General features: G+C 71.4%; 12 protein-coding genes. 6 read left to right on the top strand and 6 right to left on the bottom strand.

Annotated elements, in window-relative coordinates:
- Positions 1 to 175 precede the first annotated feature (175 nt).
- Positions 176 to 3,664: a magnesium-translocating P-type ATPase gene (gene mgtA / locus K8640_RS16360; protein ID WP_223747856.1), complete on the top strand. Its 3,489-nt coding sequence runs from the start codon at positions 176 to 178 to the stop codon at positions 3,662 to 3,664.
- Here the strand turns inward: mgtA and K8640_RS16355 are convergent.
- The 4 genes from K8640_RS16355 to K8640_RS16340 form a co-directional block, all read right to left on the bottom strand.
- On the bottom strand, positions 3,585 to 6,104 hold the full coding sequence (locus K8640_RS16355; RefSeq protein WP_223747855.1) for a cation-transporting P-type ATPase: 2,520 nt from the start codon (positions 6,102 to 6,104) through the stop codon (positions 3,585 to 3,587). The genes mgtA and K8640_RS16355 overlap by 80 nt on opposite strands.
- A gap of 464 nt (positions 6,105 to 6,568) precedes the next feature.
- Complete coding sequence (locus K8640_RS43125; protein WP_223747854.1) at positions 6,569 to 6,754, bottom strand: suppressor of fused domain protein; 186 nt, start codon at positions 6,752 to 6,754, stop codon at positions 6,569 to 6,571.
- A 210-nt stretch (positions 6,755 to 6,964) separates the two neighbouring features.
- Positions 6,965 to 8,383 (bottom strand): hypothetical protein, encoded by a 1,419-nt coding sequence (locus K8640_RS16345; RefSeq protein ID WP_223747853.1) that lies wholly within the window; start codon positions 8,381 to 8,383, stop codon positions 6,965 to 6,967.
- Between the two features lie 156 nt (positions 8,384 to 8,539).
- Positions 8,540 to 9,607, bottom strand: coding sequence for an alkene reductase (locus K8640_RS16340; protein WP_223747852.1), 1,068 nt, complete (start codon positions 9,605 to 9,607; stop codon positions 8,540 to 8,542).
- Between the two features lie 65 nt (positions 9,608 to 9,672).
- On the opposite strand from K8640_RS16340, the gene K8640_RS16335 reads away from it, so the two are divergent.
- Positions 9,673 to 10,575 carry a LysR family transcriptional regulator gene (locus tag K8640_RS16335; RefSeq protein WP_223747851.1) on the top strand — a complete coding sequence of 301 codons (903 nt, stop codon included), beginning with the start codon at positions 9,673 to 9,675 and terminating at the stop codon, positions 10,573 to 10,575.
- A gap of 60 nt (positions 10,576 to 10,635) precedes the next feature.
- On the opposite strand, the gene K8640_RS16330 is transcribed toward K8640_RS16335, so the two are convergent.
- A complete protein-coding gene (locus K8640_RS16330) occupies positions 10,636 to 11,343 on the bottom strand; it encodes a hypothetical protein (protein ID WP_223747850.1) in 708 nt (235 codons plus the stop codon).
- Positions 11,344 to 11,382: 39 nt separating this feature from the next.
- The gene (locus K8640_RS16325) at positions 11,383 to 12,225 is read right to left on the bottom strand and encodes a pirin family protein (RefSeq protein WP_223747849.1); all 843 of its coding nucleotides are present in this window, start codon (positions 12,223 to 12,225) and stop codon (positions 11,383 to 11,385) included.
- Positions 12,226 to 12,310: 85 nt separating this feature from the next.
- On the opposite strand from K8640_RS16325, the gene K8640_RS16320 reads away from it, so the two are divergent.
- The 4 genes from K8640_RS16320 (at position 12,311) to K8640_RS16305 (ending at position 16,319) form a co-directional block, all read left to right on the top strand.
- Complete coding sequence (locus tag K8640_RS16320) at positions 12,311 to 13,141, top strand: LysR family transcriptional regulator (protein ID WP_223747848.1); 831 nt, start codon at positions 12,311 to 12,313, stop codon at positions 13,139 to 13,141.
- Between the two features lie 171 nt (positions 13,142 to 13,312).
- Complete coding sequence (locus K8640_RS16315) at positions 13,313 to 14,077, top strand: hypothetical protein (protein WP_223747847.1); 765 nt, start codon at positions 13,313 to 13,315, stop codon at positions 14,075 to 14,077.
- Positions 14,078 to 14,465: 388 nt separating this feature from the next.
- On the top strand, positions 14,466 to 15,620 hold the full coding sequence (locus tag K8640_RS16310) for an EGF domain-containing protein (protein WP_223747846.1): 1,155 nt from the start codon (positions 14,466 to 14,468) through the stop codon (positions 15,618 to 15,620).
- Between the two features lie 60 nt (positions 15,621 to 15,680).
- Positions 15,681 to 16,319 (top strand): glutathione S-transferase family protein, encoded by a 639-nt coding sequence (locus tag K8640_RS16305; RefSeq protein WP_223747845.1) that lies wholly within the window; start codon positions 15,681 to 15,683, stop codon positions 16,317 to 16,319.
- Positions 16,320 to 16,324: the final 5 nt, after the last annotated feature.

Genomic DNA, 16,324 nt, shown 5'->3' with positions numbered 1-16,324 from the left:
GTCCCGCCAGGAGCCGGCCCCGCACCGCGGGGGACGCGGCCCGCGCCCGAGGCGCCTCCGCGGAGGCGCCCGGTGGGGCGGCTGGGAGTGTCCGCGCATGCTTCATCGCAGCATGGACAGACACCGCCGCGAGCCTCCCCCCCGGGCTGAGCGCGGGGCGGGGCCGCGGCCCCGGATGGAGTGGCGCAGGTGGGGCTTCGGACTCGCGCTGCTGGCGTCCGTCGTCCTGGTCGCCACGCGATGGACGGAGGAGCGGGACTTCGCCTTGATGCTGCGTCGGGCGGAGCCCTCCTGGCAGCTGCTCGCCGCGCTGCTGCAGGCGGCGACGTACCTGTCCCAGTCCGCGGTGTGGAGCGCCGTGCTGGCGAGGACGCCCTTCCGCGTCCCGCGAGGCGCGCTCTATTCGATGAGCGTCGCCAAGCTCTTCATCGACCAGGCCCTCCCCTCCGCGGGCATCAGCGGCTCGGTGCTCATCGTCCAGGGGATGACCCGGCGGGGGGTCGGCCGAGGGGCCGTGATGGCGTGTGTGGTGGTCGAGACGATGACCAACCAGGCCGCGCTCATCCTGGGACTGTTGCTCGCGCTCGGGACGGAGGGCTGGGTCGGCGAGGCGCGCGCGCTGGTGTGGCTCGCCACGGGGGTGCTCATCGTCCTCACCGGCGCGCTCATCGGCCTGCTCCTGCGACTGTCCCGAAGGGGGCGCGGTGGTGTCCCGTCCTCGCGGCGCATCGCGAGGATTCCCGGCGCCAGGACCCTCCTCGAGGCGCTCAGCGAAGCACCACCGTCACTGACGCACAGCCCCCGGGTGCTGGGCGAGGCCACCGGCTACAACTTCCTCATCCACCTGCTCGACGCCGCGACCCTGTGGGCCCTGCTCCGCTCGGTGGGGGTGGACGCTCCCGCGGCGGGGGTCTTCACGGCGTTCATGCTGTCCACGCTGGCCCGCACGCTCGGGGTCGTCCCCGGCGGCCTCGGGACGTTCGAGGCCGCGTCCATCGGCCTGCTGCACCTGATGGGCGTCTCGATGGAGGCGTCGCTCTCGGCGACGCTGCTGTTCCGTGGGTTCAGCTTCTACCTCCCCCTGGTCCCCGGGCTGCTGCTGTCCAGGCGCGAGCTGCGCGGGCAACGGGAGGCCTCCCGTCCGAGCCCCGTCGAGCGATATTGGAGTCAGTCCCTCCCGGCCCTGCTCGAGGCCCTGCGGACGACCCCCGAGGGGCTCTCCCGTGAGGAGGCCGCGCGTCGGCGGGAGCTTCACCGCGCGAACGCGGTGGAGCAGACGCATGCGCCCTCCCGCCTGGGCGTCGTCTGGGGCCAGCTCAAGAGCCCCCTGGTCCTGCTCCTGGTCATCGCGGCGGCCATCTCCGCGTTCACCGGCGCGTGGAGCGATGCCCTCATCGTCCTGGCCATCCTGTCGGGCAGCGTGCTGCTCGGCTACTCACGCGAGTACAAGGCCCAGGCCACCATCGCGCGGCTGAGGGAGCAGGTCACGACCGGGGTGAAGGTCCTGCGCGACGGGCGACCCACCACCGCGCCGCTGCCGGACATCGTCCCGGGGGATGTCGTGCTGCTGTCGGCGGGCAGCGTGGTGCCCGCGGACGCCCGCCTCCTCGAGGCGACGGACCTGTTCGTCAGCCAGGCGGTGCTGACCGGAGAGAGCTTCCCGGTGGAGAAACGCCCCGGGAGCGCGCCCCCCGAGGCGGCGCTCATCGGACGTGACAACTGCGTCTTCCGGGGGACGCATGTGCGCAATGGCACCGGCCGATGCCTCGTCGTCGCGACCGGCCGGGACACGTCTTTCGGAGGCATCACCCGACACCTGGCGCTCCGGGCCCCCGAGACGGAGTTCGACCGGGGCCTGAGGCAGTTCGGTCATGTCCTGCTCACCACCATGATGGTGATGGTGCTCACCGTCGTCGCCATCAACACGCTGCTGAACCGGCCGCCCCTGGAGACGCTCCTGTTCGCCCTCGCCCTCGCGGTGGGGCTGAGCCCGGAGCTGCTGCCGGCCATCCTCAGCGTGAACCTCTCCGCAGGCTCTCAGGCCATGGCCAACCGAGGCGTGCTGGTCCGCAGGCTCGGCGCCATCGAGAACCTGGGCAGCATGGACGTGCTGTGCACCGACAAGACGGGGACCCTGACCGAAGGGGTCGTCAGCCTCCTGGGGGCCCACGACACCTCGGGCCAGCCATCCGAGCACGTCCTCACCCTGGCGACCCTCAACGCCGGACTCCAGGCGGGCCTGGCCAATCCGCTCGACGAGGCCATCCTCCGGGCGCGACCGCTCCCGGCCGAGGGCGCCCGGAAGCTGGGGGAGATTCCCTACGACTTCGTCCGCAAGCGCCTGTCCGTCATCGTCCGCCAGGGTGGCGAGGTCCTGCTCGTCACCAAGGGGGCCTTCCCCCAGGTCGTGGAGGCCTGCACCCGGACGGCCGGAGGAGCCCCGCTCGACGCGCCGCTCCGGGCGAGGCTCCAGGACCAGGTCGACGCCTGGGGAGAACAGGGAGTGCGCGTGCTGGCCCTGGCGACGCGCGCCATCCAGGCCCGGGAGCGCTACACGCGGGAAGACGAGCACGAGCTGACCTTCCTGGGATTCTTGACCTTCGTCGACCAGCCCAAGGCGGGCGCCCGGGAGGCCCTCCTGGAGCTCTCCGGGTTGGGGGTGCGCGTCAAGCTCATCACCGGAGACAGCCGCAGGGTCGCGGAGCACGTCGCGAGGCAGGTGGGGCTCGGCGCCGAGCGGGTGCTCACGGGCGCCCGGCTCCACCACCTGACGGACGAGGCGCTGTGGCACCAGGTCGAGCACGTGGAGCTCTTCGTCGAGGTGGACCCGACCCAGAAGGAGCGCATCATCCTGGCGCTGAAGAAGCAGGGCCATGTGGTGGGCTTCCTGGGAGACGGGGTGAACGACGCCCCGGCGATGCACGCGGCCGATGCCAGCCTCTCCGTGGACCAGGCCGCGGACGTGGCCCGGGAGGCCGCGGACTTCGTCCTCCTCCGGCGACACCTGGACGTCGTCCGACACGGCATCGAGGAGGGGCGCAGGACGTTCGCCAACACGATGAAGTACGTGCTCACCACGACGAGCGCGAACCTGGGGAACATGATCAGCATGGCGGCCGCCTCGCTGTTCCTTCCCTTCCTGCCGCTGCTGCCGGGGCAGATCCTCCTGAACAACTTCCTCTCCGACATCCCCGCGGTGGGGCTGGCGGGCGACAGCGTGGACCCCGAGCTGGTGGACCGGCCGCGGCGCTGGGACAAGCGCCTCATCGGGCGGTTCATGGTGACCTTCGGGCTGCTGAGCTCGCTCTTCGACGTCCTCACCTTCGGGGTGCTGCGGCAGCTGTTCCACGCCGGCCCCGAGCTGTTCCGCACCGGCTGGTTCATCGAGTCGCTGCTGACGGAGCTGGCGGTCGCGCTGGTGGTGCGCACGCGCCGTCCCTTCTACCGCAGCCGCCCTGGGAGGCTGCTGCTGGTCTCCACGGGGGCCGTCATCGCGCTCACCTTCCTGGTGCCCTTCATCCCCCACGCGAGCGTCCTCGGCTTCGTGCGCCCTCCCCTCCTGCTGCTCGTGGCGGTGACCACCATCACCCTGCTGTATGTCGTCGCAGCGGAGCAGGCCAAGGGGCCCTTCTTCCGGAGACAGGACCCAGCCCACGTCCGATGAGCAGCGGCACCAGCGCCACCAGCACCCCCAGCGCGACGCGCGCCCAGTCATCGACATGCAAGGGGTGCAGCCCCAGCACCGCCGCGAAGGGCCGCACCTGGATGAGCAGGACGGACACGCCCAGGGACAAAGCGCAGATCCACCGGGCCGTGCGGGTGCGCAGCCCCGTGAGCACGGCCGCGAAGCAGGCGCTCGCGAGCGTGAGCGAGGCCAGCGCCACCGCGCGACCGTGCTCCACGTCGCGCGTGGGGCCGAGGCTCCGGTCGTAGCCCCAGACCAGTCCCGCGGTCAGCAACCCGCCCGCCACCACGAGGGTGACCCAGTCCCGCGAGGAGAAGACGCGCGTGGCGCTCCGTCCCCGGGAGGGCCCCAGCCGGCCCGGCCGCGCCGCCTCCTGGAAGGCCAGCATCGCCGTGGGGTGGATGATGAGCTCCAACCACACGATGTGGATGGGCAGGTACAGCAGCGGATAGCCCGCCAGCGGGAGCAGCGCGGCCGTGAACACGAGCGGGATGTGGACGAGCAGCAGGTACTGGAAGCAGCGCTGGAGGTTGTCAAAGAGCTGTCGGCCCTCCGCGATGGCGCGCACCAGCGTGCCGAAGTCGTCGTCGAGCAACACGATGGACGAGGCCTCGCGCGCGCCGCGCGTCCCGCGCTCCCCCATGCAGATGCCCACGTCGGCGGACTGGAGCGCGGGGATGTCGTTCACCCCGTCCCCCGTCGCCGCCACCACCTCGCCGTGCTCTTGCAGCGCCCGCACCAGCGCGTGCTTCTGGGCCGGCAGCGCCCGGGCCACCACGTCCACCGCCGGGGGCGCGCCCGCGTCCTGAAGGCGCGCCTCCAGCACCTCGCCCGTCATGACCACGGGCCGTGCGCCGCCGAGCCCCAGCTCCCGCGCCACCGTCAACGCCGTCTCCGGATGGTCCCCTGTCACCATCACGGTGCGCAGCCCCGCCTCCCTGCACTCGCGCACCGCCTCCCTGACCCCGACGCGAATCGGGTCCTCGCAGGCGATGACCCCCAGGAAGTGGAAGCCCTGGTCGGGCTCGCCCCCACGCCACGAGGCGGGGTCCAGCGGCTGACTCGCGCACGCGATGACCTTGCGCCCCTCGCGCGCGAGCGCCGAGACGCGCTGGGCCCACGCCGCCCGGGCGTCGGGCGCGAGCGCAGCGCGGGCCATCACCTGTTCGGGGGCGCCCTTCACGGCGGCGAGCAGCCCAGCGCCCTCCTCCACCACCGCGGTCTCCCGCTGGCGCTCCTCCGTGAAGGGGAACGTGGCCCGGACCCGCCCTCCGCGCACGGGGACCGAGGCCCGCGCGGCCTCTTCGAGCAGCGCGGTGTCGAGCGGGTCCTGCCCTTCCTCGCGCGACGCCAGCGCCGCGACGCGCAGCAGCTCCTCCCGGGTGACGTCCGACGAGGGGAGCACCCTGGCCACGCCCAGCCGACCCTCCGTCAGCGTGCCCGTCTTGTCGGAGCAGATGCACGTGACCCGGCCGATGTTCTCCACGGAGACGGCGCGCCGCACCAGGGCCTGCCTGCGCGCGAGCCGGTAGACGCCCGCGCCCAGGAAGAAGGTGAGCGCCAGGGGGAACTCCTCGGGGAGCGCGGCCACGCCGAGCGTGGCGGCGCTCAAAAGCGCATCCGCCCATCCGAAGCCCTGGCGCCAGCGGACGAAGGCGAGGACGCCACACAGCCCGGCGGCCACCATCACCAGGACGGAGACCAGTTGCGCCACGGCCTGCTGGAGCGGTGTACGGGCTCGCGCGCCCCGCTCGGCGGAGCGCACGATGCTCCCATAGAGCGTGTCGGCGCCCGTGTAGACGACGCGCACCCAGGCCGTCCCCGTCAGCAGGCGCGTCCCGGCGAGGCCCCAGTATCGCCCCTCCACGGGTGGCGCCTCTCCGGGCGGCAGTTGCCCCAGGGGCCGCTTGCCCACCGGCAGGGACTCGCCCGTCAGCGAGGACTCCTCGGCCTGGAGTGCCTCGCCCCGCACGACCAGGCCATCGGCGGGGAAGTAGGCACCGGCGTCCACGCGGGCCAGGTCCCCCACCACCACCTCCGCGGCGGGGACCTCCGCCTCGCGCCCATCCCGGAGCACGACGGCCCGCGCCGCCAACCGGCTCTGCAGGCCCTCGGTGGAGACGCGCGTGCGATGGTGAAGGAAGGCATCCATGCCGAGCAGTGGAGCAATGGCTCCCAGCAGCACCAGCCCCTCCGACACCTTGCCCAGCACGAGGTAGAGCGTGCTCATCCCCACGAGGAACCAGAGCATCGGGTCGCCCGCCGCCTCGCGAAGGCTCGCCAGGGTGGAGCGGCGGGGCCTCACCACCACGTCATTGCGGCCATACTGCCCGCGTCGCGCCAGCACTTCGTCGGATGCGAGCCCCGTGGCCTCTTCCAGGGGACAGGGCAGGCGGCGGGTGGGGACGGGGATGCGCATGAGCGCTCACGGTGCCGCTTCGTCGCGAGGCTGGCGGGTCGCCAGGGCGTCCACGGAGACGGGTCTGGCGGCGACGCCCGACTCCGGATGGGCTCGAGGGAAACGTGCGGCGGGAGCACGCGTCGCACATTCACCGCCCCCACGCAGGGTCGCTGCGTCGGCTCCGTTCGGGCGCTCGGCGCGCTGTCCCCCGCCGGGTCCCGCCAGGACGCCCCCGACCCGCCAAGACCGCGCCGACGGGATGGGCTCCTCCCCTGGCGGGCATCAAGGTCGAGCAATGGCTCCAGGTAGAAGAGGTCCACTACCGCCAGCGACAGGAACAGGGTCAACAAGCGGCGCCCGCCGGCCACCCCCACTGCGCCATCCCGGAGGAAGTGCTGCCCTGGGCCCGTGGTGCGTGGGGCCCGCGTGCGCGCTCCCTGGCGCGCGGACGGCTGGCGCGTGCCCGGACAGCCCGCTTGAGCTCAGACGAGCGAAGGGCGATGGACGTCCGCGGGGCTCACGTCGCTGGCCTCCAGGAGCTCGCTGAAGGCGTCGAATCCTTCCTTCTGGATGAACGCGTACTCCGCCTCATGCAGCGGCACGAGCCAGCACAGCTCGATGTGCTGAGGACCGAGGTGGAGTCCGCCGAACTCCTCGTCCTCCCCCACGGCCTCGTCCACGGGCGGTGGCGAAGCGCGCGACGGGGGACTGCGCGGAGGCCGGGAAGAAGTAGACCTCGACGACGTCGGTCTGCCGGGAGAAGCGCTGCCGGTCGCGCGGCATGCCCCAGTGCCGCAGGTAGGCCCCCAGCACGACGGTCCGCCGGAGGTCCTGTTGGAACAGCTCGGGTGAGTCCATCTGGCCAGTCTACCGTCACGTCACTTCGTGGCGGGCGCCGGCGTCTTGACGGGCTCGGGCCGCGGCGGTGCCTGGAGCGGAGGCAGTGACGCGGTCAACGCGCCCACGTAGAGCCGGCCGGAGAAACCATCCGGCTGTCGGGCGGGGTAGAGCTTCAGCCCCGCGTCCTGCGCGGTGGCCTGCCGCGCCTCCAGCGACGGGCTGATGCCGAAGACGTTGCACTCCACGTCCTCCTCCCAGACGCTGTAGCGACACACGTACTGGGTGCCGCGCCGGAAGCCCACGTCCAGCGCTCGCACCGAGGGCAGCACCTTCGCCACCCGCGAGCCCATGGGCTCCAGGTCCCCATCCCAGCTCACCTGCGTGGTGCGAGCGTGGACGCTCCCCGTGAGCACCAGCGTCCAGGCCTGGGGGCGCCTGGCCCGCGCCTTCAACAGTCCCTGGGCCATCCGCTCCTCGCGCTCGTTGCCGTGCGCCTTGTCGGAGTCGATGGCGACCACGGCCACGTCCTTGCCGGAGACGCGCAGGCGGCGCGCCTGCTCGACGAGCCAGAGCATGGCGCGGCTGCTGCGCCCGTCCTGGTACACCCGGCGCCAGAAGGCGCTCCCCGAGAGGAGATCCTGCAACGCGGAGGAGTCGCCGGAGCTGCCCAGATAGCGCTCGAGCAGCGGCTGCTCCACGTCGGGGATGGACAGCGCCAGCGTCACCGGCAACTCCCGGGACGTGGCCTCACACAACATCCGCAGCGCCACGGACGGCACCTCCTGTGTGCCCAGCGGGTCCGCCACCAGCAGGACGCCGCCCGCGGAGAACAGCGACGAAGCGCCCTCCACGGGAGCACCACAGGAGGGCGGAGCGACGGGGGCGCGCTCCTCCTCATTGCCTCCCTCCATCACCACCGAGCGCATGGGCAGGGGAGGATTGCCACCCACCAGCTCCAGCGCGGGAGCCATCTCCAGCGCCGCGAGGAGCCGCTGCTCCACGCCCATGTCGCGAAGGCCCTGCGCCGGCCGGTAGCCCTCCAGGCCAGGAAGGCCCTTGAAGTCGGCGATGATATCCACCTGCCTGCTCGGGGTGCCGCGGACCTCGGAGGCGAACGCCGGGTCATGCACGTAGCGAAGGCGGAAGATGCGGACGACGGACTGTCGGGGGCCGTGCCGCTCACCCTGGATGTAGAAGCGCTCCGGCGGGGAGATGTCCGGGATGAAGGAAGAGAACATCTCCAGGCCGCCCTCCTTCTCCAGCACGTCGAAGCGGCCCGTCTCCAGGATGTGCCGGGCCGTCATCATCGCGTCCTCGACGGGCACCTGGTAGACGAGCTCCTCCGCCGGAACCTCGTATTGGCCCGTCTCCGGGTTGTACTGGGTCGCGAGGCCTCGCATGGGGCCGGCACATCCCACGAACCCCAACAGCCCCAGCATCACTCCGGACCATCGCATCGAAGCCTCCATGGCCAACCCGCGGCCCTCGATGAACGACTGGCGCGCGCCGGACATATTCCTCCACCGTCGGATTCGTGGGAACCCGGGCCCGTGCGAGCACCGGCTCCGGTGCGGACCTGGCAGCTTGCCCGCGCCTCGGGTGCGCTTCGCGCTTCACCTCGCGGAGGGCGTGCCGCGCGGGTAGTCCGTGTACCCCTCCGCGCCACTCGCATGGAGCAGCTCCTTGCGAATCTCCGCCAGGGGGAGCCCCTCTCGCGCGCGCGTGACGAAGTCGGGGTTCGCGATGAATGGCGAACCGAAGGCCACCAGCTCCGCCTGCCCGGCGGCGAGGGCGGCCTGGGCGCTCTGCGTCGTGAAGCCCCTGTTGGCGATGAGCGTCCCCCCGAAGGCGGCGCGGAGCGCCTTCACCGTCGTCGGCAACGCCTGGTGCGAGTTGCCCACCACGTGGGCATAGACCAGACCGCTCAGCCGGCCCGCGACGTAGGTGTAGAGCGCGTGGATGTCGTCGTAGAGCGGCATGTCCACGTGGGTGTTGTAGGGCGACAACCGCACGCCCACCCGGTCCGCGCCAATCGCCTCGGCGCAGTCGTGCGCCACCTCCACCAGGAGCCGCGCGCGGTTCTCCAGGCTGCCGCCATGGGCATCCGTGCGCGGGTTCAGGTGCGGATTGAAGAACTGCTCGAACAGGAAGCCATTGGCCCCGTGCAGCTCGATGCCGTCGAAGCCGGCGTCGATGGCGTTCCTCGCGGCCTGGACGAACTCGCGTCGGACCTGGGCCACGTCCCGCGAGGTCATCGCCTCGGGCGTCGAGATGGGCCTGGGCCCCTGGGCGTCGGTGAAGATTTCTCCTTGGGCCGGCACCACGCCCGGCGCCAGCAGTCGCGCCCCCGGCGGCAGGTTGAGCACGTGGCCGACACGGCCGCAGTGCATCACCTGGACGAAGATGTGGCCGCCCGCTTCGTGCACGGCGTCCGTCACCTCACGCCAGCCGGCCACCTGCTCGCGGCTGTAGATGCCCGCCTCACGGGCGAAGCCGAGGCCATTGGGCGAGGGGCTCGTCCCTTCGGTGATGATCAACCCCGCCTCCGCCCGCTGCCGGTAGTAGTCGCGCATCAACGCGTTGGGCGTCCCGCCAATGGCGCGACTTCGCGACATGGGCGCCATGACGACGCGGTTCGACAGCGTGATGCGACCCAATCCGTAGGGAGTGAACAGTGCCATGCGCGGAACATGCGCGGACGAAGGCTTCCGGACAATTGAACCTGGACGGGATACACTGTCCGGATATGCGGACAGTCGACCCGAATGGCATCATCGCGTTCCTGGAGGTCGTCGAGCGCGGCAGCTTCCGGGGCGCCGCGCGGGCGCTGGCCCTGCCCAAGTCGACGGTCAGCCAGCGTGTGGCGGTGCTCGAGGAGCAGCTCGGCGTCCAGCTGCTCCTGCGCACCACGCGCACCGTCATGCTCACCGACATCGGCGCCAGCTACCAACGTGAGGTCGCGCCGGCCATGGCCGCGCTGCGTGACGCCGAGGCGTTGGTGAACGAGCTGCAAGCGCACCCGAGCGGACGGCTCCGCATGAGCGCGCCGGTCGAGCTCGGCCAGCGGTTGATGGGCGGGGTGCTCGCGGCATTCGCGCAGCGGTATCCGCAGGTGAAGCTGGAGCTGGAGCTCACCGACAGGGAGGTGAACATGGTCGAGGAGGGACATGACCTGTGCATCCGCGTCGGTCCGCTCCGGGACTCGCAGCTCATCGCCCGCAAGCTCGGCGCGCCCTCGCACGTGGGCGTCTTCGGGAGCGCCGCCTATCTCAAGAAGGCGGGCAGACCCAAGCACCCTCGCGAGCTGTCGGCGCACCGGTGCCTGAGCATGGGCAGCTCCACCTCACCGATGACCTGGGCGTTCAGCGGGACGCGGCCCGTGAGCATCCGGCCGGCCATCGCGGTGAACAGCTTCCAGGTGCTGTGCGCGCTGGCGGCCGCGGGGGCGGGGCTGGCGCGCCTGCCCCGCGCGCAGGCGAACACGCGCGCCCTGGTGGAGGTCCTCGAACCGTTCGCGCCAGCCCCGCACCAGGCCTTCGCCGTCTATCCGGCCGCGCGGCACCCGAGCGCGGCGCTGCGCGCGATGCTCACGGTGCTGGGCGAGACGTTCGGCTCCTGTGAGGCCGCGGTTCGCGGGGGTGAGCCGTGATGGCCTCGCGGCGGCGGGAGGCGGTGCCCGTCCGGCTCAGCCTCGCCCCCACGGCGCCCCTCACAGGGGCTTGAGCCGGGCCTCGGCCTCGACGTGCCGGGCGCGGAGCTTCTCCCATGCGCCGGGCAGGAACGGGTCCTTCCCGCTCGCCATCAACTCCCACACCGACTCCTCGTGGTAGCCGTCCTCATCCAGCGCCGCGGGGACGAAGAACTCCGCGGCCACGTCCTTCGAGGTGAAGTGGAGCGGCAGGCCCCAGCCCTCGCCCGCGAACACCACGGCGTCGAGCTCGGTGGCGTTCACCCCCGTGTGGCCATCGAGCATCACCACGCGGGCCTTCAAGCGCGCCGTGTGCAACTCGGCCGACTCGTCCCCGTGGTCTCCGAAGCAGCCGCCCGTGAGCTCCACCGACTTCGTCACGTAGCAGCACGCGCTGCCGCTGAAGCGCAGGTTCCTGGCGCGCACCTCGCCGAACACCACGAACAAGCTGATGTCGTAGGGGCTCGTCGACAGGTCGATGTCGCCGGCCACCTCGAGGTCGCCATCCACCACGAGAATCCACGGAGACTCGGGGACGAGCTTCTCGAGTCGCACGGGCCCGGTCGCCAGATGAATCTCGGGCACGGGATTGTCGTGCTGCCCGGCCCGCTCCTGGATGTGCTCGAGGTTCTGGACGAACCAGCTGAAGGTCTCCGCTTCGTTCGCGGCCTCGAAGCGGGCCTTGATCTCGTCGAGCGGGACGACGCGCGTTGCCAGGTCGGGGAACATCGGGCCGTCATATCAAACGCGGCCCGCGCCCAGCGTGCGTCAGGCCACGTCGATGAAGATGGCGGCGCTCCCGGTGGCCGCGCTCAGCTGGACCTCGCCCTCCCCCAGCTGCGCGCCCTCGCCGAGCGCCAGGTCCACGCCCGAGCCACCTCCCACCGCCTCCACCCGGACGGGCCCCGTCGTCGCGAGCAGGTAGCCACGACGGGCACGGCCGATGGTGAGCCGCTCCGACCGGCCCGCGGCGAGCGGGAGCCACCAGACCTTCACGTCCGCGCGCAGCGACATTCCCTCGTCGCCCGCGATGAGCTGGCGCCCTCCCCCCGAGAAGTCGCGCGACGAGTAGACCGGCGGCCCCCCATGGGTGTTCGGCCGGAACCACAGCTGGAGCATCCGCGTGGGGCTGTCCGTGTCGTTCCCCTCCGCGTGCACCATCCCATCCCGCGCGGAGATCAACTGCGCGGTCCTGGCGCCCATCGTGGCGCCGTGCGCCTGGTCTCCGTGGTGGGACAGCGTCCCGTCCACGACGATGCTGAGGATCTCCATCTCCTCGTGTGGATGGAGCGGGAAGCGCGACCTCGGCGCGAACGTCGCGTCCGCGAGGACGAGCAGCGGCCCCAGCGGCTTCCCCCGTCCGGCGTGAGGTCCCACCGTCGCCACGAAGTGGTCACGGAGCGAGAGCCACGAGAGCGTGGTTCGTGGCAGGGAGGCGAGCGGACGGTGTTCGAGGTGCGGCATGGGTGTGCTCTTTTCGGTGCGGCAGCCGGAGAGGGCGACGGCGCTCCCGGCAACGAACGCTCGACGGGAGAGCGTCACGACGTGCGCCTGGGAGGCGTCGTCGGGCGACCCGGTGCCCGAGCGGCGGAAGGTGGGGTGGCGGGCCATCAGCGCGTGCTCCTACGTGGTGGGATTGATAGCCGGGCACGCCTCGTTTGACACCTGCGCGTGGGCGCACAGAGGATGTGTGCCCATGCACATCTCCTGGGATGAGATTCAGACCCTCGAGGCGCTCGTCCGCACCGGCGGCATCGAGGCCGCGGGGCGCGAGCTGTCGCTGCGCCACTCCTCCGTCTCCAGACGCATCGCCGCGCTGGAGGCGCGCCTGGGAACGGCGCTCTTCGCGCGGGGTGCGCGCCTGGTGCCTGGCACGCTGACGCTGCGAATCGCCGAGCGGGCCGCGCCCATGCGCGATGCGGCCCGGGACATCGAGGGCTTCCTGGGGTCCGAGCGGCGGGGTCGGGAGCGGACCGTGGTCGTCACGACCAGCGACGTGCTGGCGCCGCTCCTGTTCCGCGCGCTCGCGAAGGCACGCCCCGCGCAGGCGGTGGAGGTCCTCGTGAGCGACGACGAGCTGGAGCTCTTGCCCGGCCAGGTCGACCTGGCGCTGCGCCCCGGCCAGAACCCGAGCGGCTCGCTGCGCGGTCGGCGGCTCGGGCGGCTGAAGGTCGGCGTCTACCGCGCGAAGGGCGGAAATGCGGACTGGCTCCAGCCGAGCGCCGAGCTGCGCGCCAAGTCCTCGATGCGCTGGTGGCGCGAGGTGCCCGGGGCTTCGCCGGGCGCGGTGACGTGCAATTCACTCCTGGCCATGCGGGACGCGTGCTGCGTGGGGCTTGGGAGGGCCGCGCTCCCGTCCTTCCTCGCGCATGGAGATGCCCGGCTGCAGTTGGAGCGGGAGCTCGACGGTGGGCCACCGCTCTGGCTCCTCGCGCCGATGGCTCGCGGCGTCCCCAAGGCGCTTCGAGAGACCCAGAGCGACATCTTCACCGCGCTGCGCTCGACGGAGGACGCCTTCGCCGAGTAGCGCGGAGGTCACGCGAGCATCAGGGACGAAGCTCCCCGAGCAGACGCAACGTGACCTCTGTCCATGGCGGCGCCATCATCGATTTCGGCATCCAGCCCCTCGACGACGCGGTCCTCGAGCGTCCGCCATGTTATGCGGTTTCGCCCAAGCATCTCCGCCACGGAGCAAGCCATGCGCAGCCTCATCCTCTGGACCCTGTTGTTGTTCGCCACGGAGAGCCTGGCCGTCGAGACCCGGCTCGTCGTCCGGGCGCGCGCCCGGGACGGCAAGTTCGTCGGGACGTCCATGGGCGGCGTGCAGGTGGTGCTCCGCGATGCACGGACGGGTCAGGTGCTGACCCAGGGCGTCACCGCCGGCTCGACGGGCAACACCCAGACGCTGATGAAGCAGCCCCAGGTGCGCGGCGCGCCGCTCGCGGACGAGGCCTCCGCGAAGTACACGGCCACGGTGGACCTCACCGAGCCGACCCTGGTGACGGTGGAGGTCTCGGGGCCCCTCGCGCAGCGGCAGGCGCTCGCCACCAGCACGACGCAACTGTGGCTCCTGCCCGGCAAGCACGTCGAGGGCGATGGCCTCATCCTGGAGCTGCCCGGCTTCGTCGTCGACGTGGTGACGCCGTCCGCGCAGGAGTTCATCAAGCTGCCGGCCGACAAGAAGCTCACCGTGCCACTCCGCGCCAACCTGGTGCTCATGTGTGGCTGCTCCACCGAGCCCAACGGCATCTGGGACTCCAATCGGTACGAGCTGCGGGCCTCCGTGAAGCACAACGGCAAGCCCCTCTCCCAGGTCCCCCTGAAGTTCGCCGGGAAGACCAGCACCTACGAGGCCGCGCTGTCCGTGCAGCAGCCGGGCATCTACGAAGTCACCGTGACGGCGTTCGACCCCGCCACCGGAAACTCCGGCGTCGACTCCACCACGTTCGTCGTCGAGCAGTAGCGCGGCGCCTGTCCGCCCCTGAACGAGCGGACGCCGCCTCCGAGTCGGAGTCAGCGTCCGCAAGTCACCAGGAGGCCGACACCGCCGCGGCTCCGTGCGCCCGAAATGGAAGACTCGCGCTCGGGGTGGATTCGACTTCCCCGAGGGGAAGGCTCATGCCCGGGCGCCATCTCCTGACAGCGGGCCATCGGAGCGTGACATGCAAACCGAGACAAAGACTCTCTTCGCGAAGGGGTGGGGCACGGCGTGTGTCCTGACACTGATGGGAGCCTGTAGCGGTGGGCTCGAGCCCGCCACTGACGAAGCGGCGCTCACCCGCCTCGTCCCAGAGGAGCGCGCCGGCCCGGTCCCGACACCGCTGGCGTCACAGCCATCGTATGCCCAAGCCGTGGACTCGACCTCCACGGCGGGCGTGCTCCAACCCGCGCAAGCGCTGGGTCCGCCCGATGGACAGGCGGCGCTGGTGCTGAGCCTCCCTGGCGCGGCGCTGGTGCTGGACATGGGAGAGGGCACCGAGGGGACGGGAGACCTGGAGGTCTCCTATCGGAACGCGACGGTGGAGGTCCTCACGTGGGTGGAGTTCCTGCGCGCGGACAAGAGCGTCATCAGCACCGGCCCGCTGCGGCTGGCGAACCTGGAGCTGGGCACGCACACCACCACAGTGCCGTACCAGGACAAGCCCGTCCCCTATCGCTATGTGCGGATGACAGGCGTGCTCGCGCTCTACGGGGTGGACGCGGTGCGGAACATGGGCTCCGACGGCATCACCTGTGGCGACGGCCAGCCGAACGAAGGCGAGACGTGCGACGACGCGAACCGCACCTCGGGGGACGGATGCAGCCGCGACTGCCAGAAGGAGGCGGGGTTCAGGTGCGAAAGCACCCCCAGCGTCTGCACGGACATCGACGAGTGCGCGGAACGGCTCGACAACTGCGCCGCGGGCTTCTCCTGCATCAACAGGCCGGGAAGCTTCTTCTGCTGGGAGGGCGTCTGCCGGCCGCCCCACTCCGTCTGCGGCAATCAGTGCTTCAACCTGTATACGGACAAGGAGAACTGCGGACGCTGCGGCAATCGCTGTGGCTGGAGGGATGTCTGTGCTCGTGGCGTGTGCAAGACCATCGGCAAGCTGGCCTTCACCCTGTCCTGGAGCCGGCCGGGGAACGGAGACCTCATCGTGAGGGCCCCCGGCGGCATCCATTACAGCGCCCAGAACCCAGGACCGGAGGGACAGGAGCTGTTCGTCTTCGATGACCAGGATGGGAAGGGGCCGGAGGTCGTCTACTGGGCGCCGGGCGTCGAGCCAGACCTCGGCGACTACAACATCTGCTTCGAAGCCAGGTCCTTCGACCCGGCCCCCAGCTTCAACAATCCGGTCAGCGCCTCCGCGACGTACCTGGGCCCCTGGAATGGAACCACCCACCTGGGCAGCACCACCGTCACCGCCCACTCCACGGGAGAACCGGAGTGCGGACGGCCCACCCGTGGATTCGTGGGGCGGATGACCTACTGGGGCCGCTTCGCTCCGGAGCCTTCCGCTCCGTAGGCCCCCACGCGAAGTATCCTGACATCCCCCTGTCACTCCGGGTGGGTAGAGCTTCCGCTCATGAAACTCTACTTCCATCCGATGTCCGGCAACTCGCGCCGCGTGCTGCTCGTCGCCACCCACCTCGACGTGCCCCTCGAGCGCGTCATGGTGGACCTGCCCAAGGGCGAGCAGCGCGCGGCGTCGCACCTGGGTCGCAACCCCAACGGGCTCGTCCCCGTCCTCGACGACGACGGCTTCCTGCTCTGGGAGTCTCGCGCCATCATGCAGTACCTGGTCGAGCTGACACCGGGACAGACGCTGCTCCCCACGGAGGCGCGCGGGCGCGCGGACGTGAGCCGCTGGCTCTTCTGGTGCTCGGCGCACATGGCGCCGGCGTGCACCATCCTGGTCCAGGAGAACTTCGTGAAGGCGATGACGGGCCGTGGACCGCCGGACCCCGCCGAGGTCGCGCGGGGGGAAGCGCTCTTCGCGAAGTACGCACGCCTCCTGGACGAGCACCTCGCGGGCAAGACGTGGGTCTCGCAGGAGCGCCTGACGCTCGCGGACTTCTCGCTGGCCGCGGGGTTCGCGCTCGCAGGACCGGCGCGCCTGCCGCTCGGGGATTTTCCGAACGTCCGGACGTGGCTCGGCCGCGTGCAGGAGCTCGAGGCGTGGAAGCGCACCGCTCCGACCCTGCCGCTGCCGGCTCGCGGCTGAGTCGA

The organism is Myxococcus sp. XM-1-1-1 (assembly GCF_020037095.1).
In the GTDB taxonomy this organism is placed as follows: Bacteria; Myxococcota; Myxococcia; order Myxococcales; family Myxococcaceae; genus Myxococcus; species Myxococcus fulvus.
Note: the sequence above shows the minus strand (reverse complement) of the source record. Positions and strands in the feature narration are given on the sequence as shown.

Excerpts from the sequence above, each read along its gene's own strand:
- K8640_RS16340 (WP_223747852.1), bottom strand. The coding sequence starts at position 9,607 with ATGGCACTGTTCACTCCCTACGGATTGGGTCGCATCACGCTGTCGAAC.
- K8640_RS16325 (WP_223747849.1), bottom strand. The coding sequence starts at position 12,225 with ATGGCCCGCCACCCCACCTTCCGCCGCTCGGGCACCGGGTCGCCCGAC.
- K8640_RS16305 (WP_223747845.1), top strand. The coding sequence starts at position 15,681 with ATGAAACTCTACTTCCATCCGATGTCCGGCAACTCGCGCCGCGTGCTG.
- K8640_RS16315 (WP_223747847.1), top strand. The coding sequence starts at position 13,313 with ATGCGCAGCCTCATCCTCTGGACCCTGTTGTTGTTCGCCACGGAGAGC.
- K8640_RS16335 (WP_223747851.1), top strand. The coding sequence starts at position 9,673 with ATGCGGACAGTCGACCCGAATGGCATCATCGCGTTCCTGGAGGTCGTC.
- K8640_RS16320 (WP_223747848.1), top strand. The coding sequence starts at position 12,311 with ATGCACATCTCCTGGGATGAGATTCAGACCCTCGAGGCGCTCGTCCGC.
- mgtA (WP_223747856.1), top strand. The coding sequence starts at position 176 with ATGGAGTGGCGCAGGTGGGGCTTCGGACTCGCGCTGCTGGCGTCCGTC.
- K8640_RS16345 (WP_223747853.1), bottom strand. The coding sequence starts at position 8,383 with ATGCGATGGTCCGGAGTGATGCTGGGGCTGTTGGGGTTCGTGGGATGT.
- K8640_RS16330 (WP_223747850.1), bottom strand. The coding sequence starts at position 11,343 with ATGTTCCCCGACCTGGCAACGCGCGTCGTCCCGCTCGACGAGATCAAG.
- K8640_RS16355 (WP_223747855.1), bottom strand. The coding sequence starts at position 6,104 with ATGCGCATCCCCGTCCCCACCCGCCGCCTGCCCTGTCCCCTGGAAGAG.